Consider the following 21557-nt stretch of genomic DNA (forward strand, 5'->3'; position numbering starts at 1 on the left):
CCGCGCCCCTGAGATGCACACCCTTCGGGTGGCATCTCCCCGATGAGGCGCAGCCTCATCAGGGGCGCGGGGAACTGCGCGAGAAGCCCCACCGGGCAGCACTCGGCGACGAGCCGAGAACCGCCCCTACAGAGGCCGGCCCTGCTTCAAGCGGACCGCGGCACGGCCCTGGGCCCCCCGCGCCTTCCACTCCCTGCGCAGCTCACCCCGGACCCGCGCATCGGCCCGAGCGACAAGCCGCCGGTTCTCCCGCAGCAGCTTGCGGTAACTGTCGAGCCGCCGCTGATGCAACCGCCCGTCGGCCAGCGCAGCGACCACCGCACAGCCGGGCTCCGCCTCGTGCGCGCAGTCGTGGAACCGGCACTGCTCCGCCAGCTCCGTGATCTCCGCGAAGACCTGCTCGACCCCGGCCTCGGCGTCGTAGAGCCCGACCCCGCGCAGCCCCGGCGTGTCGATGAGGACGCCGCCGCCGCTGAGCACGAACAGGTTCCGGGTGGTCGTGGTGTGCCGGCCCTTGCCGTCGATGTCCCGTACGGCCTGGACCTCCATGACGTCGGCGCCGACCAGCGCGTTGGCGAGGGTCGACTTCCCGGCGCCCGAGGCGCCGAGCAGCACGGACGTCCCGCCGGCCACGACGGAGCGCAGCACGTCCACGCCGTCGCCGTCGCGGGCGCTGACGGGGAGCACCTGGACGCCGGGCGCGGTGTTCTCGACGTCGGAGACGAGGTACGACAGGCCGAGGGGGTCGGGCACGAGGTCGGCCTTGCTGAGCACGACGACCGGCTGCGCCCCGCTCTCCCAGGCCAGCGCGAGGAACCGCTCGACGCGGCCCAGGTCGAGCTCGGCGGCGAGGGAGACGGCGATGATCGCGTGGTCGACGTTAGCGGCGAGGATCTGCCCCTCGGACCGCTTGGACGAGGTGGACCGCACGAAGGCCGTGCGGCGCGGCAGGTACGCCCGGACGTAGCGCGGGTCGGCGCCCTCGGGATCGACGACGGCCCAGTCCCCCGTGCAGATGACCTTCATCGGGTCACGGGGAACGACGAACTCGGTGTCGGCGCGGACGACGCCGTCGGCGGTGACGACATCGCACTGCCCGCGGTCGACGCGCACCACCCGCCCGGGCAGGAGCCCCTGCTCGGCGTACGGAGCGAACTCCGCGTCCCAGCCGGTGTCCCAGCCGTACGGAAGAAGGGACGACGAGAAATCAGAGGAAGACGAAGAAGACGAAGACGACGAAGAAGAGGTGGAGCTGGAGGAAGACAAGGGGTGACCCTTCACATGGGTGGCCCCGGCATCGCGCACGCACAGGCATGCACGGAAAGAAGAGGGTGAGGTCAGCCGGCGGCCACGGAGGTGGAGTTGACGAACTTCCGGATGCGGGCAACGCCCGTCGCAGCGACAGTCATCGGTCGACACCTCCCGGGTCACACATGGGTCAGAGGCAGCGGCAGCCGCCTGAACGACCACGACCATAACCACCCCCACCGACGGCGCGCCACTGATTTTCGACGGGGTGGCGGCCGGGCACGCCGGAGCGCACCAGTAGCCTGCAACGGCATTCGGCGGCGAAGGAAAGAGGCAGTTCTCATGTGGGGTAGGCGGCGGAGCAACGGAACGGGTCCCTTGGTGCGGGCGGCGGTCGTCGGCGCGCAGGGGCACGGGAAGAGCACGCTGGTGGGGGCGTTGCCCGCGGCGCTGTCCGAGGAGTTCGGCCCGTCGCCCGATCCGGAGGGGCAGTTCGTCACCTCGCGCGGCCCGTACCACCTGCACGACTGCCCCGGCCTGGACGACTTCAGGTCCCGACTCGCGGTCGGAGTCGACCAGTTCGCGGGCGTCCTCCTCGTCGTCTCCGCCGAGGACGGGCCGCTGCCGGAGACCCGTGCGTACGCGGCGGCGGCGCGGGAGGCGGGTGTGGCCCGGATCGCGGTGTACGTCAGCAAGTGCGACCTGGTCGAGGCCGAGGAGATCGCGGAGCTGATCGGCCTGGAGACCCTCGAGATGCTCGGCGAGGAGGGCTACCCGAAATACAAGGTCCCAATGATGTTCAGCTACGCGCTGGACGCCGCCCGCGACCCCAAGTCCAAGAAGGGCCGCCGCGGCCTGGTCCAGCTGGCCCAGACCCTGGACACCCCGTTCCGCTGACCTGCGTGGAGCGAGGCCGCGTCACCCCACGCTCTGCGGGGCCGCGATCTGCCGGACCAGGGTGTCGCGCAGTGCCGTCAGTCTGCTGATCTCCGCGTCGAGCGCGTCGATCCGGAGTTGGACGACACCCGGGGCCGCCCCGGGCGCGGGGGCGGTGCAGCGGCGGGTGGGGTCGGCGAGCAGGAGGTCGATGCGGTCGGCGCAGGCGCGGACGTCCTGCACGGTCAGGCCGAGGGAGAGCAGATGCCGGATGACGCGGATCCGGGCCACGTCCCGCTCGGCGTAGACCCGCTGGCCGGTCCCCGTGCGGCGCGGGGCGGGCAGCAGGCCCCGCTCCTCGTAGAACCGCAGCGCGCGCGGGGTGGTGCCGGCGGCGGCCGCCGCGTCTCCGATACGCATCCGAAGTCTCCCTCGCCCTCACCCGGTACCGCTGGTTCAGATCTCGACCACCAGGGTTCCGAAGTGCCGCCCCTGGTGCAGTTCCTGCAACGCTCCCGGGGCCCGATCGATGCCCGGCAGCGTCACGTACGGGTAGACGAGTTCCCCGGTCCGCAGCCAGGAAGTCAGCCGCTCCCGCCACTCCTCCTCCACTCCCGGGTGCTCGGAGTCCTGGTAGCCGGACAGCGACACCGCCCGCTTGACGATCCCGAACGTGTCGATCGACACCGGTGACGTGCCGCCCGCCAGGTTCGGGTCGAACTGGCCCGACAGCGCCCCGACCAGGCCCACCCGTGCGCCGTGCCGCGCCGACGCGAGGGCCGCGGTGAGCTGTTCGCCCCCGACGTTGTCGATGATCACGTCGTAGCCGTCCGGTGCGGCCTCGGCGAGCGCGTCGGCGAGGGGCCCGGCCCCGGGCACCACGACGGCGTCGTACCCGAGTTCCCGCCGCAGCCGTTCGGCCTTGCCGGGGCTGCGGGTCGTGCCCACGACCCGTCCGGCGCCGAGCAGCCGGGCCACCTGTCCGGCCAGCGAGCCGACGCCGCCCGCCGCGCCCGTCACCAGGACCGTCTCGCCCGCGCGCAGCCGGGTCAGCCGGGTCAGGGCCCCGTAGGCGGCGGACGCCGTGGACAGCAGCGCCACCGGGTCGGGATGCCCCTCGGGCACGACCCGCACCGTGTCCGCGCCGACCACCGCGTACTCCCGCCAGCCGAGCAGGTGCGTGACCAGGGTCCCGACCGGTACGCCGGTGGTGCCGGGCCCGGCGCCCACCACTTCGCCGAGCGCCGGGCCGAACAGGGGCTCGCCGGGCTTCAGGGCCGGCACCTGGAACCCTTCCGCCTCCTGCGACACGAGGGTGCGCAGCCCCGCGAACACGAGGAACTGCCGGTTGCGGACGAGGAGCTGACCGGCTCCGGGGCGGGGCACCGGCGCCTCGGCGACCCGGAAGTGCTCCGGGGCCGGCAGACCGGTGGGGTTGCTGACGAGCTGGACTTCGCGACCGAGGGACGGTGCGGACATGGGTGACCTCCGGGGCCGTGGCCGTAGTGCCTGAACGGGTGCCGGGACGCTAAACCCTGACGTACGGGTGAGAGGCAAGGAGAGGACCGTGTCGTCGCGTCGCCAGGACGTGGACATCCGCGCGCCCGACACCGCATCCTGCTCTGTAGACCGAACGAAGCACACTGCGGGCGTACGGTATATCGAACGCAGGCTGAAGAGAAGGGGGAGAGGCGTGAGCGACTCCGAGAACTCGATCCGGGGCATGCTGGCCACGAATCTGAGACGGGCCAGGACCGAGCGGGGACTGTCGATCTCCGAGCTGTCCCGGCGTTCGAAGATCGGCAAGGCGACGCTGTCGCAGCTGGAGTCCGGCACGGGGAACCCCACGATCGAGACGGTGTTCAGCCTCTCGCGCGTCCTGGAGGTGGCCGTCTCCGACCTCCTCGACGCCCGCCCGCCCGGGGGCCTGACCGTGGTCCGCGCCGAGGAGGTGGAGGTGCTCAGCGGCGAGGGGGTCGACCTGCGCCCGCTGCGCCGCATCGAGACCGGCGAGGCCGTCTTCGAGGTCTTCGACCAGCGCGTTCGCGCCAAGTGCCGTCAGGAGTCGCTCGGTCACGTCGGCACCGAGCACACCATCGTGCAAACCGGCCGGCTCGGCGTGCAGGTCGACGGGCACGAGGTGGAACTGGGGCCCGGGGACTACGTCGGCTTCGACGCCGCGTCCCCGCACAGCTACACGGCGCTCGACGACGACGTGCACTCGGTGCTGCTGCTCCAGTACCGCGCGGACCAGCGGCTGCACCTGTCCGACCCGACACTGGACTCCCCCTCCCCCTCCTCCGAAATCCGTCCGACGTGACCGTTGACACGTTCTGAACCCTCGCCGTACGTTCCCAGTGTTCGCTTTACCGAACACGGAGGGTTCGATGTACGGAACACGCGTGGCGGTGCTGGGCGCGGGCATCGTCGGCGCCGCCTGCGCTCGCGAGCTGGCTCTGGCCGGGCTCGAGGTCACCGTCGTGGACCGCGGCGGCGCGGCGTCGGCGACCACCTCGCACGGCGAGGGCAATGTGCTGGTCTCCGACAAGGGCCCGGGCCCCGAGCTCGAACTCGCCCAGCTCTCCCGGACGTTGTGGCCGCAGATCCTCGCCGCGGTCGCCGAACGCTCCGCCCGGGCGGCGCACGCCGTCGAGTGGGAGCCGAAGGGCGGCATCGTCGTCGCGACCACCGGCGCCGGGGCCGAAGGACTGGCCCGGTTCGCCGCCGAGCAGCGCGCGGCGGGCGTCCGCGCCGACGTCCTCGACGCGCGGCAGCTCGCCGAGGCCGAGCCGCAGGTGACCCGCGAGCAGACAGCCGCCCTGCACTACCCCGAGGACGCCCAGGTCCAGCCCGCCGGAGCGGCCGCCGCGCTGCTCGGCGACGCGCTCGCCGCGGGCGCGACCCTGCACACGGGCCGCGAGGTGCTCGGCGCGGTCGTCCGGGGCGGCCGGATCACCGGGGTCCGCACCTCGTCCGGCCTGCTGGAGGCCGACTGGTTCGTGAACGCGGCGGGCCCCTGGTCCGGCGAACTGTCCGCCCGGCTCGGCGCCCCCGTGGACGTCCGGCCCCGCCGCGGCGACGTCCTGGTGACGACGCCGCTGCCGCCGACGGTCTTCCACAAGGTCTACGACGCGGACTACGTGGGCGCGGTCGGCAGCAGCGCCGAGGACCTGCAGACCTCCGCGGTCGTGGAGTCCACCCGCGGCGGCAGCGTGCTCATCGGTTCCTCGCGCCGCCGGGTCGGCTTCGACGACCGGCTGCGTCCCGAGGTCCTGTCGGCCGTCGCCGCGAAGGCCCTGCGCCTGTTCCCGGCGCTGGCCGGGGTCCCGGTGATGCGCGCGTACGGCGGCTTCCGGCCCTACGTCCCCGATCACCTCCCGGTCATCGGCGCCGATCCGCGTCTCGACGGCCTGTGGCACGCGGGCGGCCACGAGGGTGCCGGAATCGGGCTGTCCGTGGGCACGGGTCGGCTGCTGCGGAACCTGATGCTGGGCGAGCCGACGGACCTGGACGCGTCCCCGTTCCGCGTGGACCGGCCGGCCGTGCTGGGTACCGGCGCCCGCCCCTTGAGTGAGGAGTCGATATGAGCCCCCGACGTGTCCGTGCCGGGTCCGACGCGGTGCGCCGGCGGGACCGGCCGCTGCGGATCACCGTCGACGGCGAGCCGGTCGACGGGATCGCCGGGCAGACCGTCGCGGGCGTCCTGCTCGCCGCCGACCGCCTGGCGTGGCGCGAGGGCCGCTCCGGCGCGCCGCGCGGGGTGTTCTGCGGGATCGGCGTCTGCTTCGACTGCCTGGTGACGGTCGGCGGGGAGCGGGACGTGCGGGCCTGCCGCCGCCGCGCCCGGGACGGCGACGTCGTCACGACCCAGAGCCGACGCGCCCCCGACCCGGAACGCGCCCCGGCCGACCCCGATACGCCCGACACCCTTGGAACGGAGGGCTCATGACGGTCCGTCATGTCGTGATCGTCGGCGCGGGCCCCGCGGGTCTCGCCGCCGCCGGGACCGCCCTGGCCGCCGGCGCCCGGGTCACCCTGATCGACGCCGCCGACCGGCCCGGCGGCCAGTACCACCGGATGCTGCCCGAGGCGTACGAAGCGGCCCGGCCCGAAGTGCTGCACCACGGCTGGCGGGCCTTCGACCGGAGCCGCCGCCGGGTGCTCGGCCACCCGCGGTGCGCCTGGTGGTCCGACACCTCGGTGTGGGCGCTCGAACGTCCGGACCCCGAGCGGCCCGGCCCGCCGCGCGTGCACGTCCTGTGCGGCCCGGCGGACTCCGGCGGCCGGCGCCGCCGCACGCTCGACCCCGACGCGCTGGTGCTCGCGGCCGGCGCCCACGACCGCGTACTCCCGTTCCCCGGCTGGGAGTTGCCCGGCGTGTTCACCGCCGGCGCCGCGCAGGCGCTCGCGAAGGGCGAGCGGGTCGTGGTCGGCGACCGGGTCGTCGTGGCGGGCACCGGGCCGTTCCTGCTGCCCGTGGCCGCCTCGCTCCTCGAAGCGGGCTCGCGGGTCCTCGAGGTCCTGGAGGCCAACACGCCGGGCACCGTCGCCCGCGGCTGGTCGCGACGGCCCTGGCAGCTCGCCGCGCAGGCCGCGAAAGGCGGTGAACTCGCCGAGTACGCCGCCCTGTTGCTCCGCGGCCGGGTGCCGTACCGCACCGGCCGCACCGTGGTCGAGGCGCGCGGCGACGGCCGGGTCGAGGAGGTCGTCACCGCGCGGCTGCGCGCCGACTGGTCGGTCGTCCCGGGCAGCGAGCGCACGCTGGCGGTGGACGCGGCGTGCGTGACGCACGGCTTCAGCCCCCAGCTGGAGCTGCCCGTGGCCGCCGGATGCGCGCTGCGCGGCGGGTCCGGCGGGGAGTTCGTGGAGGTCGACGCCGACCAGGCCACCACCGTCCCCGGCGTCTACGCGGCCGGGGAGATCACCGGTATCGCGGGCGCCCCGGCCGCGCGGGCCGAGGGCGCGCTCGCCGGGTGGCTGGCCGCCGGTGGCGATCCGGAGGCGGCCCCGCTGCGGCCGCTGCGGCGCGGCCGGGACCAGGGCCGCGCGTTCGCCGCGCGTCTGGCCCGCGCGCATCCGATCGGCGCGGCCTGGCCCGAGTGGCTGCGCCCCGACACGGTCGTCTGCCGCTGCGAGGAGGCCGACTACGCCTCCTTGTGCCGGGCGGCCGCGCGTCCGGAGAGCGGCTCGGCGCGGGTCGCGAAGCTGGAGACGCGCGCGGGGCTCGGCCCCTGCCAGGCCCGGATCTGCGGGCCCACGGTCGCGGAGCTCGACGCCCGGCTGTCCGGGGCGCCTTCGGAGTGCCCGGTCGAGGGCCTGCCGGCGCCCGCGTCGCACCGGCGCCCGATCGCCCAGCCCATCCGGCTCGGCGACCTGGCCGCGCCGCCCGAGCCGGCCGAGCCGCAGCACCCCTGAACCACCCCTGAGTCACCCCTGAACCACCTCTGAATCCCTATCAGTTCCCTTCATCAGGAGCAGAGTTCATGAGCGAAACCCAGAAGAAGTCACTGTCCCTCGGCGGCGTGATCGTGGCCACCGCTCTCCCCTACTACGAGGACGGCTCCGCCCCGGCCGGTCTCGCCGTGGACTACGACCGGTACGCCGACCACTGCCGCTGGCTCGTGGAGAACGGCTGCCGCGGCGTCGGCCCGAACGGCTCGCTCGGCGAGTACTCCTCGCTGACCGACGACGAGCGCCGCAAGGTCGCGCGGACCGCGAAGGAAGCGGTCGGCGACACGGGCGTCGTGGTCGTCGGCGTGCACGGCGTCGGCTCGCACCAGGCCAGGTACTGGGCCGAGATCGCCGCCGAGGACGGCGCGGACGGCCTGCTCTGTCTGCCGCCGACCATGTACCGCGCCAACCGGGGCGAGGTCCTCGCCCACTTCGAGGCGGTGGCCTCCGTCGGCCTGCCCGTCATGGTCTACAACAACCCGATCGACACCAAGGTCGACCTGACCCCGGACCTGATCGCGGAGATCGCGCGGATCGAGAACGTGGTCGCCGTCAAGGAGTTCTCCGGCGACGTCCGCCGCGTCCTGGAGATCAAGGAGCAGGCCCCCGGTCTGGAGATCGTCAGCGGCGCCGACGACGTCGTCCTGGAGAGCCTCCTCATGGGCGCCACCGGCTGGTTCGCCGGCTTCCCGAACGTGTTCCCCGCCGAGTCGGCCCGCCTGTACGAACTGGCCACCGCCGGCAAGCTGGAGGAGGCCCGCGCGCTGTACGAGCCGCTGGTCGCCGCGTTCCGCTGGGACTCGCGCACCGAGTTCGTGCAGGCCATCAAACTGGGCATGGAGCAGGTCGGCCGGTACGGCGGCCCGTGCCGTCCGCCGCGCGGCCCGCTCACCGCCCGGATGCGCGAGCAGGTCGAGGCCGACATGGCCCGCGCGATCGCCGCGCTGGAAGAGCGGTCCGCCCGATGAGGTCGGTCCGCACGATCAGTGCCGTCGACTCGCACACCGAGGGCATGCCCACCCGAGTCGTCACCGGCGGGGTGGGCCCGATCCCGGGCGGCACGATGGCCGAGCGCCGCCGGTACGCCGTGGAGCACCTGGACGGGCTGCGCCGGTTCCTGGTCGACGAGCCGCGCGGGCACTCCGCGATGAGCGGCGCGATCCTCCAGCCGCCGACCCGGCCGGACGCCGACTGGGGCGTGCTCTACATCGAGGTCAGCGGCTTCCTGCCGATGTGCGGGCACGGCACGATCGGCGTGGCCACGGTCCTCGTCGAGACGGGCATGGTCGAGGTCACCGAGCCGGAGACCCGGGTCCGCCTCGACACGCCCGCCGGGCTCGTCGAGGCACGGGTCACGGTGCGGGACGGCCGCGCCGAGAAGGTCACGCTGCGCAATGTGGACTCGTTCGCGCTCGAACTCGACGCGTCCGTCAAGGTGCCCGGTCTCGGTGAGGTCCGGTACGACATGGCGTACGGCGGGAATTTCTACGCGATCGCCGAACTCGCCCCGTTGGGGCTGCCGTTCGACCGGGCGCGCAAGGACGAGATCCTCGCCGCGGGCCTGGCCGTCATGAAGACGATCAACGAGCGGAACCGTCCGGTGCACCCGGCCGACCCGCTCATCGGCGGCTGCAAGCACGTGCAGTTCCTCGCCCCCGACTCCGACGCGCGGCACTCGCGCAACGCGATGGCGATCCACCCCGGCTGGTTCGACCGCTCCCCCTGCGGCACCGGCACCTCCGCGCGCATGGCCCAGCTCCACGCGCGCGGCGAACTGCCCCTGCGCACCGAGTTCGTGAACGAGTCGTTCATCGGCACGCGGTTCACCGGCCGGCTCCTGGAGACCGCCGAGATCGGCGGACTCCCCGGTGTCGTCCCCGAGTTCTCCGGCCGGTCCTGGATCACCGCCACCGCGAACTACCTGCTCGACCCGAGCGACCCGTTCCCCCACGGGTTCGTGCTCTAGCGCATCCCCCGCACCCCTACGCGCCCCTACGTATCCACGGAGGGAACCCCCCGTGTCCCGTTCGACACCCGTCATCCGCCCACCGAGAGCGGCCCCGAGCGGCGGCCTGTTCTCCCGGCAGGGCATCTTCCGACTCAAGCCCGTCTCCTCCTCCGAGGAGGAAGAGACGGGCGGCCTGCGCCGGACCATGGGACTGTGGCAGCTCGTCGCCCTCAGCCTCGGTGGCCTGGTCGGCGCCGGCGTCTTCTCCCTCGCCGGTGTCGTCGCCCACGAGGACGCCGGGCCCGGCGTCCTGATCTCGTTCCTCGTCGCCATCATCGCGAGCACGGCCGCCGCGCTCTGCTACGCCGAGTTCGCCGGCGTCATCCCGAAGGCCGGCTCCGCCTACACGTACTCGTACGCCGCGCTCGGCGAGGTCGTCGGCTGGCTCATCGGCTGGGACCTGCTCCTGGAGTACACGGCGATCGTCGCCGTGGTCGCCATCGCGGTGTCCGGCTACTTCTCGTACATCCTGGAGCGGGTCGGGATCGACCTGCCGTCCTGGATGCTCGGCGCGCCCGGCACCGGCCCCGGGCACAAGGTCGACCTGTTCGCCGCCGTGCTCTGTCTGCTTCTCGCCTTCGTGCTGTCGCGCGGCACCAAGGAATCGGCCCGCTTCGAGACGATCCTCGTCGTCGTCAAGCTCGGCATCGTCGCCCTGGTCGTGATCGCGGGCGCCTTCCACATCTCGGCCGGGAACTACACGCCGTTCCTGCCGTTCGGGCTCGGCGGCGCGTTCACCGGCGCCGCGACCGCGTTCTTCGCCGTGTACGGCTACGACGCGATGAGCGCGGCCGCGGAGGAGAGCGCCGAGGCGAAGAAGGTGCTGCCGAAGGCGATCGTGATCTCGCTGGCCATCGCCGCCGTCATCTACCTGCTGGTGTGCCTCGTGCTCCTCGGCATGCAGGACTACCGGGACATCGACACGCAGAGCCCGTTCTCCAGCGCGCTCGGTGCCGTCGGACTCGGCGGGCTCGGCATCGTCGTCGCGGTCGGCGCGATCATCGGCATCACCACCTCCGCGTTCGCCAACATGCTGGCCGTCTCCCGCGTCTGGTTCTCCATGAGCCGCGACGGGCTGCTGCCCCGCTACTTCGCGAAGAACCACGAGAAGCGGCACGTGCCGACGCGGGTGATCTGGCCCGTGGGCGTCGGCTCCGCGCTCATCGCCGGCCTCCTGCCCATCCGGGAGGCGGCCGACCTCACCAACATCGGCATCCTGGCGGCCTTCACGGTCGTCGCGATCGCCATCGTGGTCCTGCGCCGCACCCGCCCCGACCTCCCCCGCTCCTTCCGCACCCCGCTGGTCCCCCTGGTCCCGGCGATCGGCGTGGCCTTCTCCCTCTGGCTCATCGCCAACCTCGACTGGGTCACCTGGGTGCGCTTCGCCGTGTGGATGGTCCTCGGCCTGATCCTCTACTTCTCCTTCGGCGTCCGGCACTCGGAGGAGAACAAGCCCCGAGTCGCCACGCAGGAAGACCTGCCGGAAAGGACGGCGTCATGAACACGGACCGCGCCATGAACACCGTCGCGCGTGACCCCGACGAGGCCGTGACCGCCGCCGCCGGTGCGGTCGCCGGGTGGGCCGGGGCGGCACCCCGGGAGCGGGGGCGGGCCCTGGAGACGGTCGCCGACGCACTGGAGGCGGAGCGGGAGGAGCTGGTCGCGCTCGCCGACTCCGAGACGCACCTCGGCACAGCCCGGCTCACGGGCGAGCTGAAGCGAACCGCCTTCCAACTCCGCTTCTTCGCCGAGGAGTTGCGCGAGGGAAGGTTCCTCGACGTGCGGATCGACCACGCCGATCCGCAGTGGCCCACCGGGCCGCGTCCCGAACTGCGCCGGTTCCGCACCGCGATCGGCCCGGTCCTGGTGTTCGGAGCCAGCAACTTCCCGTTCGCGTTCAGCGTCGCCGGCGGCGACACCGCGTCGGCCCTGGCCGCGGGCTGCCCGGTCGTCGTCAAGGCACACCCGGGGCACCCCGGGCTCTCCCGCCGCACCGCCGAGATCGTCGGTGCGGCACTGAGCAAGGCCGGTGCGCCGGACAGCGTGTTCGGACTGGTCGAGGGCGAGCGGGCCGGCGTGGACGCGCTGCGCCACCCGCTGCTGCGCGCCGCCGCGTTCACCGGCTCCGAGCGCGGCGGTCTGGCGCTGGCCCGGATCGCCGCCGAACGACCCGAACCCGTCCCGTTCTACGGAGAGTTGGGCAGCGTCAACCCGGTGGTCGTCACCCCGGCGGCGGCCCGTGCCCGCGGTGCGGAGATCGCCGAGGGGTACGTCGGGTCGCTCACGCAGGGCGCGGGGCAGTTCTGCACGAACCCGGGTCTGCTGTTCGTGCCCGCCGACGGTCCGGTGGACGAGATCGTACGGCGGCTGCGGGCCGCCCCCGCCGCGCCGATGCTCGGCGACTGGATCAGTGACGCCTACGTCGCCGGGGCGGACCGGCTGGCCGCGCTGCCCGCGAGCAGCCGGCTGGTGTGGCCGAAGGACGGGGCGTCGGCGGCGCCGCGGCTGCTCGGCATGGATCTGGCGGACTTCGCCGGGGACGTGCGGGTCGCCGCCACGGAGTGCTTCGGCCCGCTGGGTCTGGTCGTCACGTACGAGCGGCTCGCGGACGTGGCGGCCGTGATCGCCTCGCTGCCCGGGCAGCTCACCGCCTCCCTCCACGGCGAGCCCGAAGAGGGCGACGCGCTCACGGAACTGACGGCCGCGCTGGCCGAACGCAGTGGCCGCGTGCTGTGGAACCAGTGGCCCACCGGGGTCTCGGTCACGCACGCGATGCAGCACGGCAGCCCGTTCCCCGCCACCACCGCGCCCACCACCACGTCCGTCGGCACCGCCGCGATCGAGCGGTTCCTGCGCCCGGTCGCCTACCAGGCGTGGCCGCAGGACCTGCTGCCACCGGCGCTGCGCGACGGCAACCCGTGGGGGGTGCCGCAGCGGATCGACGGACGCCTCACTCCGTGACGGGGCCCGGCGTGACGGGGTCCTCCAGCGTCGGGACGCACGGGGACAGCAGTGGCTCCGTGTGCTCGGTGACCGCGCCCCGGACGAGCCGGAACACCCGGACCGCGTTCGCGTGCTCGGGGTCCTCGTCGTCGAGCACGTGCAGGAGTCCGTAGGAACCGGGGGCGACCCGCCCCACGTGCCGGAAGAGGGCGACGACGTCCGGTGGGGAGCGGTGGTTGGAGTGGCCGCCGAGGTGGAGGAACGGCTCGCCGTTCATCCACCTCAGGTCGAGCAGATACGGACTGGCCAGCGCGTCGACGCGGGTGCGCAGTGCGTCGACGGTCCGGCGCAGCCGGCCCGCGTCCTCGTCCTCGCCCGCGCTCTCGCGGACCGTGATCCAGCCGTGGTACTCCAACACGCGCCGATCCTAAGGCGTGTCCGCTCAGCCGCCCTCAGCGCGAGAGCGTCTGGTCGCGCCAGCGGATGTACTGCTCGTCGGGGTCTCCGGTGTAGGACCAGGGGACGTCGGTGGCGCGGTTGTCGAGCAACTGGAAGACCTCGCCCAGGCGTTCGGTGAGGCCGGCCTTGGTCAGGCCGTGGGCCAGGTGGTTGAGGTCGGCGACGTCCTGGGCGCCGGGGACGCGGTGGGTGATCCACTTGTCCAGCGCCGTGGTCAGGTCGCGGCGCGCCTGTTCGTCGCTCCAGTGGTGGCTCAGGCCGAGCGAGCCGCGGCCCTCCTCGGCGACCCGGTGCCGGTAGTGCTCGGCGCGGGCCACCTGGGTGAGGACGGCGAGCGGGGACCCGTTCGGCGTGTAGGCGGCGGCGTCCCAGGCGAAGTTGAGGGCCTGCCCGTAGGAGCCGTGCCAGCGCGCGGACAGGAACCGCAGGGCCTGGTGGTGGCCCTCGCGGTGGTACGGGTCCCGGGCGAGCAGCTCCTTCCACCAGGCGTGCATGTCGGGATGCCCGCCCGGGTACAGCCGGCCCAGCGCGACCAGCGAGACCCAGGGGTAGGGGTCGGCGGGGGCGAGGGCGGCGGCCCGGTGGCAGAGCCAGGCGGCGCTGTCCAGGCGTGCGGCGCCCGTGTCCTCCCCGGCCCGCGCGGCGGCGAACATCCGCATCACCTCGGTCTCGGCCCGCAGCACGGCGGCGTCCGGGTTGTGCGGTTCCGAGGCCTGCCAGAGGTCGACGGTGCGCCGGCCGGCCGCCGCGTCGGCGAGCAGCCGGATGCGGTGGGCCCGCCGGTCCCAGTCGCCGGGCGTGCGGGCCAGCAGGTCCCGGGCGCCCTCCCACCGGCCGAGCAGCATGTCCTGCCGGCCGTCGGCCAGCGCCCGGTCGCCGAACGCCGGGTCGTAGTCCGGTGTGTGCCGCTCGCGGCGCAGCCAACCTGCCATGACGAGATCCCCCTGAATGCGTGGCGTTCGGAACGGTTCAGAAACCGGAGCGGTTCAGAAACCGGAACCGTTCAGAAGTCGGTGAGGACGCCGTCCCTGCGGCCCCCAACGGCGGCCGTGACCGGCTCCGCTCCCTCCAGCGCCTCCTCGGCGGCCTGGACGTCCCGCGGATTCAGCGGCCGCGGCCTGAAGTACGAGCGCCCGCCCTGGATCCGGGCGACGGTCACCGGGATCAGGCCCAGGGCCAGCGACCCGAGTCCGATGGCCAGTTGGGCGGTGTTCATGTCCGGGATCGACACGGCGAAGATCCATACGTTGAACAGCGCGCCGGCCAGCGGCCAGAGCCCGAGCAGCAGGAGCTTGCCGGCCGAGCGGAACAGCTCCCGGCGGTAGGCGACGACGACGGCGATGCCGGCGAGCGCGTAGTAGAAGGTGATCAGCAGGCCGATGCCGACGAGGGCGTCCTCGAGGATGCCGAATCCCGTGCCCAGCAGGGCGATCAGGCCGAGGACGAGCACGGAGAGCGCCGCGACGAGCAGCGTCGACATCATCGGCGTCTGGCGCTCGGGGTGGATCTGCCCGAGGAAGGACGGCACGGTGCGGTCGCGTCCCATGGCGAACAGCGTGCGGGTCGCCTGGAGCAGCGTCGTCTCCAGGGTCGCGACGGTGGACAGGAGCAGGGCGAGGACGAGCAGGTCTCCGCCGACGCCCGGCAGGGCCGCGTCGCCGAAGGCGGTGAGGAAACCGGCGCTGTCGGCCCCCGCGGCGGGTCCGAGCAGGACGTTCGCGCTGACCGCGACGAGGAGGAAGGAGGCGGCGGTGACGAGGAGGCCGATCAGTCCGCCGCGTCCGGCGCCGCCGCGCCCGCGCCGGGTCTCCTCGCTGAGGTTGGCCGTCACGTCCCAGCCCCAGAACAGCGCGCCGGCGATGAGCGCGCCCGCGGTGAAGCTGTGGGCGGCGTCGAAGTGCCCGAAGCCGAACCAGGAGAGGGAGAAGGACGCGGCGTGCCTGCTCTGCGTCAGCGCGGCCACGGACACGACGACGAGCAGGAGGAGCTGACCGCCGACGGCGACGGCCCGGGCGCGTGCGCCGAGCCGGGTGCCGAACGCGACCAGGGCCGCGATCAGCAGGAACCAGCCGAGTCCGACGCCGGTGGCGAGACCCTCGTTGCGGGCCAGGTCCTCGCCGAACAGGGACAGCGTGGCCGCGCCCGCCGGCTGCGTCGAGGAGATCATGAAGACGGTCGTCGCGACGACCACGGCCCAGCCGCACAGGAAGCCGAGGAACGGGTGGAGGGTGCGCGCCACCCAGGAGTAGGTGGCGCCGGAGTTCACGTCCAGGCGGCCGAGGTGGCGGAACGCGAGCGCGATGCCGAGGGTGGGCACCGCGCAGTAGAGCAGCACGGCGGGGGCGGCGAAGCCCACGGCGGCCATCAGCGCGGGGGCCATGGCCATCGCGGTGTAGGCGGGGCCGCAGCCCGCGATCGCGAGGACGATCGAGTCGAACGTCCCCAGACTCCCTGTTCTCAACCCGCTTTTGTTACTGGCCCCGTTGTGCACCGGTTGCGCCTCTCCTAGCCGTCCGCGGCCCTTGTCGGCCGTTCTCGGCCGATCTCGGCCGTGACGTGAGCCGGATCATGCCCATGACCGGTGAGTAGCACAAGACCAGATCTGCGCTTTCCCGCAGAACGAGTCCAATCCGACGCTCATTCCGTCGAGTTGATCATCGATGGCTACGGATTTCGTTGTGCCCCTGCATCGCTTTTCAGACGGCTCTGTTCGGCTCTGGACGGCTCTGGACGGCTCCCGCTGACCGGGAGCGGGCGTGGCCCGTGCGGCCGGCCGATGCCTAACGTCGCCGGACCACCACTCACCCCGAGGAGTCCGGCCATGTCGTCCGAGTCCACCGCCGGCCTCGCCGAGCGCGTCGCGCGCATCGAGGCGAGGCAGGAGATCGAGGAGCTCAAGTACCGCTATCTGCGGGCCTGCGACCAGAAGGACCTCGAGGGGTTCCGCGCCTGTTTCGTCCGCGAGGGCGCCGACATCGACTACGGCGAGCTGGGCGCGTTCGCGACCGTGGACCAACTGGTCGGCCTCTTCCGGCAGATCGCGCTGGCCCGCGACGAACAGGGCCACCAGGTCCTGGACATGCACCACGGCGTGCACCCGGAGATCACCTTCCGCTCCCCCACCGAGGCGACCGGCCGCTGGACCCTGCGGTTCCGGCAACTGAACCTCGTGGACCGCACGGAGCGGGTGCTGTGCGGCGAGTACGACGACCGGTACGTCGTGGAGGACGGGGCCTGGCGCCTGGCCAGGCACCACTTCCGCAGCCTCTGGTCGCTGACGCGCCCGCTGCCCGAGGGGTACGTCGTCGACGAGGGAGGACTACTGTGAGCGACACCGCCACACCACGCGTCGCACTGGTCACCGGCACCGGAAAGGGCGTCGGCCGGGGCATCGCCACCGCGCTCGGCGCGCAGGGCTGGACCGTGTACGTCACCGGCCGCGGGGAGCCGGACCCCGGCGGCCCGCAGGCGGAGACCGCGCGCCGGGTCACCGAGGCCGGCGGCGAGGGCGTCGGCCTGCGCTGCGACCACCGGGACGACGCCCAGATCGAGGCGCTGATCGCCCGGATCACGAAGGAGCGGGGCCGGCTCGACCTGCTGGTCAACAACGTGTGGGCCGCGCCCGAGGACATGGCCGGCTTCGAGGACCCGTTCTGGACCCGGCCCGTCACCGACTGGGAACCGCTGATCGGCGTGGGCCTGCGCGCCCACTACGTCGCCGCCGTCCACGCGGCCCGGCACATGGTGGAGCGGGGCAGCGGACTCATCGTCAACATCTCCTCGTTCGGCGCCCGCGCCCCGCTGCACTCGGTGCTCTACGGCGTCTCCAAGGCGGGCCTGGACAAGATGGCCGCCGACATGGGCCACGAGCTGGCCTCCGCCGGGGTGTCGGCGGTGTCGTTGTGGCCGGGCCTCGTCCGCACGGACGGCCTGGTCGAGGCCGGGGTGGAGGAGGTCGCCGGGTTCAGGCTGGCCGACGCGGAGTCCCCCGAGTTCGTGGGTGCGGTCATCGCCCGCCTCACGGACGACCCCCGGCTCCACGAGCGCAGCGGCCACACCTTCGTCGTGGCCGAGCTGGCCGAGGAGTACGAGGTCACCGAGGCGGACGGACGCCGCGCCGCCTCGCACCGCGCGGCCTTCGGCGGCGGCCCGCTGTACTGACCGCGGCGTCCGCCCGCTACGGATTTCGTCGTCCTGCGCATCGGCTTCGCCGGGGGCACGTCGGGGGCCGGGCTGTATCCATGTCCATGTCCATGTCCATGTCCGGTGTCCGGCCCCTCCGGCGCGGTCTTTACAGGCCGGGGTACAGCGGGTGCTTGTCGGCGAGCGCGGTGACGCGGGCCTTGAGCGCGGTGGCGTCGTAGGCCGGCTTGAGGGCCTCGGCGATGACGTCGGCGACCTCGCGGAAGTCGTCGGCGTCGAAACCGCGGGTGGCCAGCGCCGGGGTACCGATGCGCAGGCCGGAGGTGACCATCGGGGGGCGCGGGTCGTTCGGAACGGCGTTCCGGTTGACCGTGATGCCGACCTCGTGGAGGCGGTCCTCGGCCTGCTGTCCGTCCAGGTCGGACTCGCGCAGGTCGACGAGGACGAGGTGGACGTCGGTGCCGCCGGAGAGCACGTTCACGCCGTGCTTGCGGGCGTCCTCGGAGGTCAGACGCTCGGCGAGAAGGCGAGCGCCTTCCAGTGTGCGTTCCTGCCGCTCCTTGAACTCCTCGCTCCCCGCGACCTTGAACGAGACCGCCTTCGCCGCGATCACATGCTCCAGCGGGCCGCCCTGGAACCCGGGAAACACCGCGGAGTTGAGCTTCTTCGCAAGGTCCTTGGTGCGGGCCAGGATGATGCCGCCGCGCGGGCCACCCAAAGTCTTGTGCGTTGTCGAGGTGACGACGTCGGCGTACGGGACCGGGTTGGGGTGGAGTCCGGCGGCGACGAGGCCGGCGAAGTGGGCCATGTCGACCCACAGGAACGCCTCGACCTCGTCGGCGATGCGGCGGAACTCGGCGAAGTCCAGCTGACGCGGGTACGCCGACCAGCCGGCGATGATCACCTTCGGGCGGTGCTCCTTGGCCAGGCGCTCGACCTCGGCCATGTCGACCAGGCCGGAGTCGTCGACGTGGTAGGCGACCACGTCGAACTGCTTGCCGGAGAAGTTCAGGCGCATGCCGTGGGTAAGGTGACCGCCGTGCGCGAGGTCCAGGCCCAGGATCGTGTCACCGGGCTTGGCCAGCGCGAACAGGGCCGCCTGGTTCGCCGAGGCGCCCGAGTGGGGCTGGACGTTGGCGTACTCGGCGCCGAACAGGTCCTTGACCCGGTCGATCGCGATCTGCTCGGTCACGTCCACGTACTCGCAGCCACCGTAGTAGCGGCGGCCGGGGTAGCCCTCGGCGTACTTGTTGGTGAGGACCGAGCCCTGGGCCTCCATGACGGCGACCGGAGCGAAGTTCTCCGACGCGATCATCTCCAGGGTCGACTGCTGGCGCTTCAGCTCGGAGTCGACGGCGGCCGCGACATCCGGGTCGAGCTCACGCAGGGAGGTGTGCAGCACGAATACTCCTCGGCTCAGAAATACGGAGATGCGGAGATGCGGAGTTACGGAGTTGCGGAGATGCGTACGGGCGGTCAGAGGGCGGCCGCGACCGGCCCGGCGGCGACGGCGGGTGCCGTCGACTGCGTCTCGGCGCGGGACAGTTCGCGCCGGACGCGGGTGAACGGGCGCGGCCGGTTCATCGCGAGGGCGGCCGTCGTGCGGCCCTCCCGCTCGTAGAGCGCGAGGAAGCTGCCCTCCTCGATCGTGCCCTCGACGATGCGCGGCACGTCGCCCTCGCGCCGGCGCCCGGCGAACTGGATGCGGGAGCCGTACTGGTCCGACCAGAAGTAGGGCAGTGGGCGGGCGTGTTCCACCGTGCGGCCCGCGAGGAGGTTCCGTACGGCGACCCGGGGCTGGGCGGTGGCGCTGGTCCAGTGCTCCGCGCGGGCGCCGGCGACGCGGGCCACGTCGCCGACCGCGACGACGTGGGGCAGGGCGGTGACGCAGCCGTCGTCGCAGAGGACGCCGTCGTGGAGGGCGAGGGTGGACCCGGCCAGCCACTCGGTGTTGGGCACCGCGCCGATGCCGACGACGACCACGTCGGCCGGGAGCACCCGGCCGTCGGCGAGCCGCACCCCGGTGACCGAGGGGTTGCCTTCGAGGGCGGCGACGCCGGTCCCGGTGAGGAGCGTGGCGCCGCCGCGCTCGTGCAGGGTGGAGCAGACGGCGGCCATGTCGGGGCCGAGCTGCGGCAGCATCGGCAGGGGCGCGGCCTCGACGACGGTGACGTCGTGGCCGAGGGCGACGCAGGAGGAGGCGGTCTCGGCGCCGATGAACCCGCCGCCGATCACCACGACGCGCTGCGGACCGCGCAGCAGGTCGGCGCGGAGCGCGCGGGCCTCGTCGAGGGTGCGCAGGGTGTGCACGCCGGCGGGCGTGGGGCCGGGCAGGCGGCGGGCGCGGGCGCCGGTCGCGATGACGAGGCCGTCGGTGGAGACGGTGCGGCCGTCCTCCAGGAGGACGATGCGGCCGCGGGCGTCGAGGCCGCGGGCCCGCACCCCGAAGATCCACTCGGCGCCCAGTTCGAGGGTCTCGGCGTCGTCGGAGAGGGCGAGGTCGCTCTCCTGCGCCTTGCCGGACAGGAAGTCCTTGGACAGCGGGGGGCGGTCGTAGGGGCGGTGCGGTTCGTCGCCGACGATCACCAGTCGGCCGTCGAAGCCCTGGGCCCGCAGTTCCCGGGCGGCGTACAGTCCGGCGAGCGAGGCGCCCACCACGGTCACGGTCCTCATGAGTCTCTGCCTTTCGCGTCCGTCGTGCGGTGTGGTGCGGTGCGGTGCGCGCCCGGCGGGGTGTGGAGCTCGCCGTTTCCGGGCGGGGGTGCGTCGTTGCCGGGCGGGGGTGCTGTGTCGCCGGCCGGGGTGCGTCAGGCCGCGCTGGTCTCCGCGGCCGCGGGGTGGACGTGGATCATGCCGTCGTCGACGGTCACCCGGTGCGTGCGGACCGGGCGGCGGGCGGGGGCGCACGTGGGCACGCCCGTCCGCAGGTCGAACGACGCCTCGTGGAGCGGGCATTCGACCAGGCAACCCTCGAGGAATCCCTCCGAGAGGGAGGCATCCTGGTGGGTGCAGGTGTCGTCGATGGCGTACAGCGAGCCGTCGGTGTGGAACACGGCGATCGGCGGCATGCTGTCGATGCGGACGGACTCCCCCTCGGGGAGGTCTTCAAGGCGGCAGACGGGAATCATGCGTCCCCCTCGTTGTTCTGGACCGACCGGTAACCTATTGTTTCGCATCACGCACTCAAGAGCGCCATGCGCAACAGAATCCGGTCGGGATGCCCGCCGCGTCAAGGGCTTCTCGCAGATGCGGCCCGCCAAGGGGCCGCCAGGTGGTGAGAATTCAGTTATGCCTCACGAGAAGAAGCAGGTCAGGAAGGGTGCAGCGAGCAAGTCCAGCACGGGCGGAAACAGCCGCGTCAGAGCCGTCCGGACGCCCTCCGAGGCGTCCGAGCTCCTGAACCCGGCTCCCGACAAGCCGGCCAAGGGTGCCGCCGGCTCCGTGCAGTCCGTCGACCGGGCGATCAGCGTCCTGGAGAGCCTCGCGCGACGCGGCGAGGCCGGCGTGACGGAGATCGCCGACGAACTGGGGGTGCACAAGTCCACGGCGTTCCGTCTGCTCGGCGTCCTGGAGAACCGCGGCCTGGTCGGCCAGGCCAAGGACCGGGGCAAGTACTACCTGGGCGCCGCGATGCTGCGCCTCGCGGGCGCGGCCGCCGCGCGCCTGGACATCTCCCAGGAGGGCGGCCCGGTCTGCCGCGAACTGGCCGACGAGCTGGGCGAGACGGTGAACATCGCGGTCCTGGACGACGACGCCGCGGTCAACATCATGCAGGCGCGCGGCGCCGCCTCCGTCACCGCGCAGAACTGGCTCGGCCGGCGCACCCCGCTGCACGCCACGTCCAGCGGAAAGGTCCTGCTCGCGCACCTTCCCCCCACCCTGCGCGAGGGGATGGCGGCACGCAGCCTCGCGCGGTTCACCCCGCACACGATCGTGGGCACGGCGGCGATCCGCGGCGAACTGGAGGCCGTGGACCGGCGGGGGTACGCCGTCGCCGTGGAGGAGCTGGAGATCGGGCTCGCGGCGGTCGCGGCGCCGGTCCGTTCGCACGACGGCAAGGTCATCGGCGCCCTCAGCGTCTCCGGGCCGGTGTACCGGATGACCGAGGAGCGGCTCGCCGTGGTCGCCGAGCACACGGCGGCGGCCGCGGCGGAGCTGTCGCGCCGGATGGGATACGCCTGCTGAGGACGCCTTTCCCGCCGTACGCAGGGTGATCGCACACTGATCGCGTACCGAACGCATACTGAACGCGGAGTCAGGAAAGCCTGGCTCCGCGTTCTTTTCGGTTTCCGCCGCGTTTCCGGCGCGTTCCTCGTGCGCCTGGATGCGCCGGGGTGCGCCGGGTCGTGCGCCCGCCGGTCTCGCACCTCTTGAGAACAACCTCTTGACGGACCCACGCCGCGTTCCCAAGATGTGTCTCGTCGTTCCT

21 protein-coding genes are annotated in these 21557 nt (G+C 73.1%); 12 read left to right on the forward strand and 9 right to left on the reverse strand.

Translation table 11 applies throughout. From position 1 onward, the window contains the following. Positions 1-126: 126 nt before the first annotated feature. Positions 127-1266, reverse strand: a complete 1140-nt coding sequence (gene rsgA, locus ACIBTU_RS31530; RefSeq protein WP_399130055.1) for a ribosome small subunit-dependent GTPase A — start codon at positions 1264-1266, stop codon at positions 127-129. 363 nt (positions 1267-1629) lie between these two features. Between rsgA and ACIBTU_RS31535 the strand changes: the two genes are divergently transcribed. Beyond that, positions 1630-2145 (forward strand): GTP-binding protein, encoded by a 516-nt coding sequence (locus ACIBTU_RS31535; protein WP_399130212.1) that lies wholly within the window; start codon positions 1630-1632, stop codon positions 2143-2145. A gap of 21 nt (positions 2146-2166) precedes the next feature. Here ACIBTU_RS31535 and ACIBTU_RS31540 read toward each other — a convergent pair whose 3' ends face one another. After that, complete coding sequence (locus ACIBTU_RS31540; RefSeq protein ID WP_399130056.1) at positions 2167-2544, reverse strand: MerR family transcriptional regulator; 378 nt, start codon at positions 2542-2544, stop codon at positions 2167-2169. Positions 2545-2580: 36 nt separating this feature from the next. Next, positions 2581-3603, reverse strand: a complete 1023-nt coding sequence (locus ACIBTU_RS31545; RefSeq protein WP_399130057.1) for an MDR family NADP-dependent oxidoreductase — start codon at positions 3601-3603, stop codon at positions 2581-2583. A 214-nt stretch (positions 3604-3817) separates the two neighbouring features. Between ACIBTU_RS31545 and ACIBTU_RS31550 the strand changes: the two genes are divergently transcribed. The 8 genes from ACIBTU_RS31550 (at position 3818) to ACIBTU_RS31585 (ending at position 12544) form a co-directional block, all read left to right on the forward strand. Continuing rightward, positions 3818-4444 (forward strand): helix-turn-helix domain-containing protein, encoded by a 627-nt coding sequence (locus ACIBTU_RS31550; protein WP_399130058.1) that lies wholly within the window; start codon positions 3818-3820, stop codon positions 4442-4444. A 67-nt stretch (positions 4445-4511) separates the two neighbouring features. Further along, complete coding sequence (locus tag ACIBTU_RS31555; RefSeq protein WP_399130059.1) at positions 4512-5711, forward strand: NAD(P)/FAD-dependent oxidoreductase; 1200 nt, start codon at positions 4512-4514, stop codon at positions 5709-5711. After that, complete coding sequence (locus tag ACIBTU_RS31560; protein WP_399130060.1) at positions 5708-6073, forward strand: (2Fe-2S)-binding protein; 366 nt, start codon at positions 5708-5710, stop codon at positions 6071-6073. Before ACIBTU_RS31555 ends, ACIBTU_RS31560 begins: the two co-directional genes overlap by 4 nt. Then, positions 6070-7539 carry an FAD-dependent oxidoreductase gene (locus ACIBTU_RS31565; RefSeq protein WP_399130061.1) on the forward strand — a complete coding sequence of 490 codons (1470 nt, stop codon included), beginning with the start codon at positions 6070-6072 and terminating at the stop codon, positions 7537-7539. Before ACIBTU_RS31560 ends, ACIBTU_RS31565 begins: the two co-directional genes overlap by 4 nt. 68 nt (positions 7540-7607) lie before the next feature. Beyond that, positions 7608-8543, forward strand: a complete 936-nt coding sequence (locus ACIBTU_RS31570; protein WP_399130062.1) for a dihydrodipicolinate synthase family protein — start codon at positions 7608-7610, stop codon at positions 8541-8543. Next, positions 8540-9541, forward strand: coding sequence for a proline racemase family protein (locus ACIBTU_RS31575; RefSeq protein WP_399130063.1), 1002 nt, complete (start codon positions 8540-8542; stop codon positions 9539-9541). The genes ACIBTU_RS31570 and ACIBTU_RS31575 overlap by 4 nt, the downstream gene beginning before the upstream one ends. A gap of 52 nt (positions 9542-9593) precedes the next feature. After that, on the forward strand, positions 9594-11084 hold the full coding sequence (locus ACIBTU_RS31580; protein WP_399130064.1) for an amino acid permease: 1491 nt from the start codon (positions 9594-9596) through the stop codon (positions 11082-11084). Then, entirely contained in the window at positions 11081-12544 is a 1464-nt protein-coding gene (locus tag ACIBTU_RS31585) for an aldehyde dehydrogenase (NADP(+)) (protein WP_399130065.1), read from the forward strand. The genes ACIBTU_RS31580 and ACIBTU_RS31585 overlap by 4 nt, the downstream gene beginning before the upstream one ends. Here ACIBTU_RS31585 and ACIBTU_RS31590 read toward each other — a convergent pair. The 3 genes from ACIBTU_RS31590 to ACIBTU_RS31600 form a co-directional block, all read right to left on the reverse strand. Beyond that, entirely contained in the window at positions 12534-12944 is a 411-nt protein-coding gene (locus ACIBTU_RS31590) for an Imm7 family immunity protein (protein WP_399130066.1), read from the reverse strand. The genes ACIBTU_RS31585 and ACIBTU_RS31590 overlap by 11 nt on opposite strands. Positions 12945-12978: 34 nt before the next feature. Then, a complete protein-coding gene (locus tag ACIBTU_RS31595; protein ID WP_399130067.1) occupies positions 12979-13917 on the reverse strand; it encodes a hypothetical protein in 939 nt (312 codons plus the stop codon). A 71-nt stretch (positions 13918-13988) separates the two neighbouring features. Further along, the gene (locus ACIBTU_RS31600) at positions 13989-15446 is read right to left on the reverse strand and encodes an APC family permease (RefSeq protein WP_399130069.1); all 1458 of its coding nucleotides are present in this window, start codon (positions 15444-15446) and stop codon (positions 13989-13991) included. Positions 15447-15806: 360 nt separating this feature from the next. Here ACIBTU_RS31600 and ACIBTU_RS31605 point away from each other — a divergent pair, with 360 nt between their 5' ends. Together ACIBTU_RS31605 and ACIBTU_RS31610 are read left to right on the forward strand one after the other, a co-directional pair. Then, on the forward strand, positions 15807-16313 hold the full coding sequence (locus ACIBTU_RS31605; protein ID WP_399130071.1) for a nuclear transport factor 2 family protein: 507 nt from the start codon (positions 15807-15809) through the stop codon (positions 16311-16313). After that, a complete protein-coding gene (locus tag ACIBTU_RS31610) occupies positions 16310-17146 on the forward strand; it encodes an SDR family NAD(P)-dependent oxidoreductase (protein ID WP_399130072.1) in 837 nt (278 codons plus the stop codon). The genes ACIBTU_RS31605 and ACIBTU_RS31610 overlap by 4 nt, the downstream gene beginning before the upstream one ends. A gap of 130 nt (positions 17147-17276) precedes the next feature. On the opposite strand, the gene glyA is transcribed toward ACIBTU_RS31610, so the two are convergent. The 3 genes from glyA to ACIBTU_RS31625 all read right to left on the reverse strand — a co-directional run bounded on the left by glyA (position 17277) and on the right by ACIBTU_RS31625 (position 20256). Continuing rightward, the gene (gene glyA / locus ACIBTU_RS31615) at positions 17277-18530 is read right to left on the reverse strand and encodes a serine hydroxymethyltransferase (RefSeq protein WP_399130073.1); all 1254 of its coding nucleotides are present in this window, start codon (positions 18528-18530) and stop codon (positions 17277-17279) included. A gap of 74 nt (positions 18531-18604) precedes the next feature. Then, entirely contained in the window at positions 18605-19801 is a 1197-nt protein-coding gene (locus ACIBTU_RS31620) for an NAD(P)/FAD-dependent oxidoreductase (protein ID WP_399130074.1), read from the reverse strand. Between the two features lie 134 nt (positions 19802-19935). Continuing rightward, positions 19936-20256, reverse strand: coding sequence for a bifunctional 3-phenylpropionate/cinnamic acid dioxygenase ferredoxin subunit (locus ACIBTU_RS31625; protein WP_399130076.1), 321 nt, complete (start codon positions 20254-20256; stop codon positions 19936-19938). Positions 20257-20569: 313 nt separating this feature from the next. On the opposite strand from ACIBTU_RS31625, the gene ACIBTU_RS31630 reads away from it, so the two are divergent. After that, positions 20570-21313 (forward strand): IclR family transcriptional regulator, encoded by a 744-nt coding sequence (locus ACIBTU_RS31630; protein ID WP_399130213.1) that lies wholly within the window; start codon positions 20570-20572, stop codon positions 21311-21313. Positions 21314-21557 lie beyond the last annotated feature (244 nt).

The sequence above is a fragment of the Streptomyces sp. NPDC050145 genome (genome assembly GCF_044460245.1).
Taxonomy (GTDB): domain Bacteria; phylum Actinomycetota; class Actinomycetes; order Streptomycetales; family Streptomycetaceae; genus Streptomyces.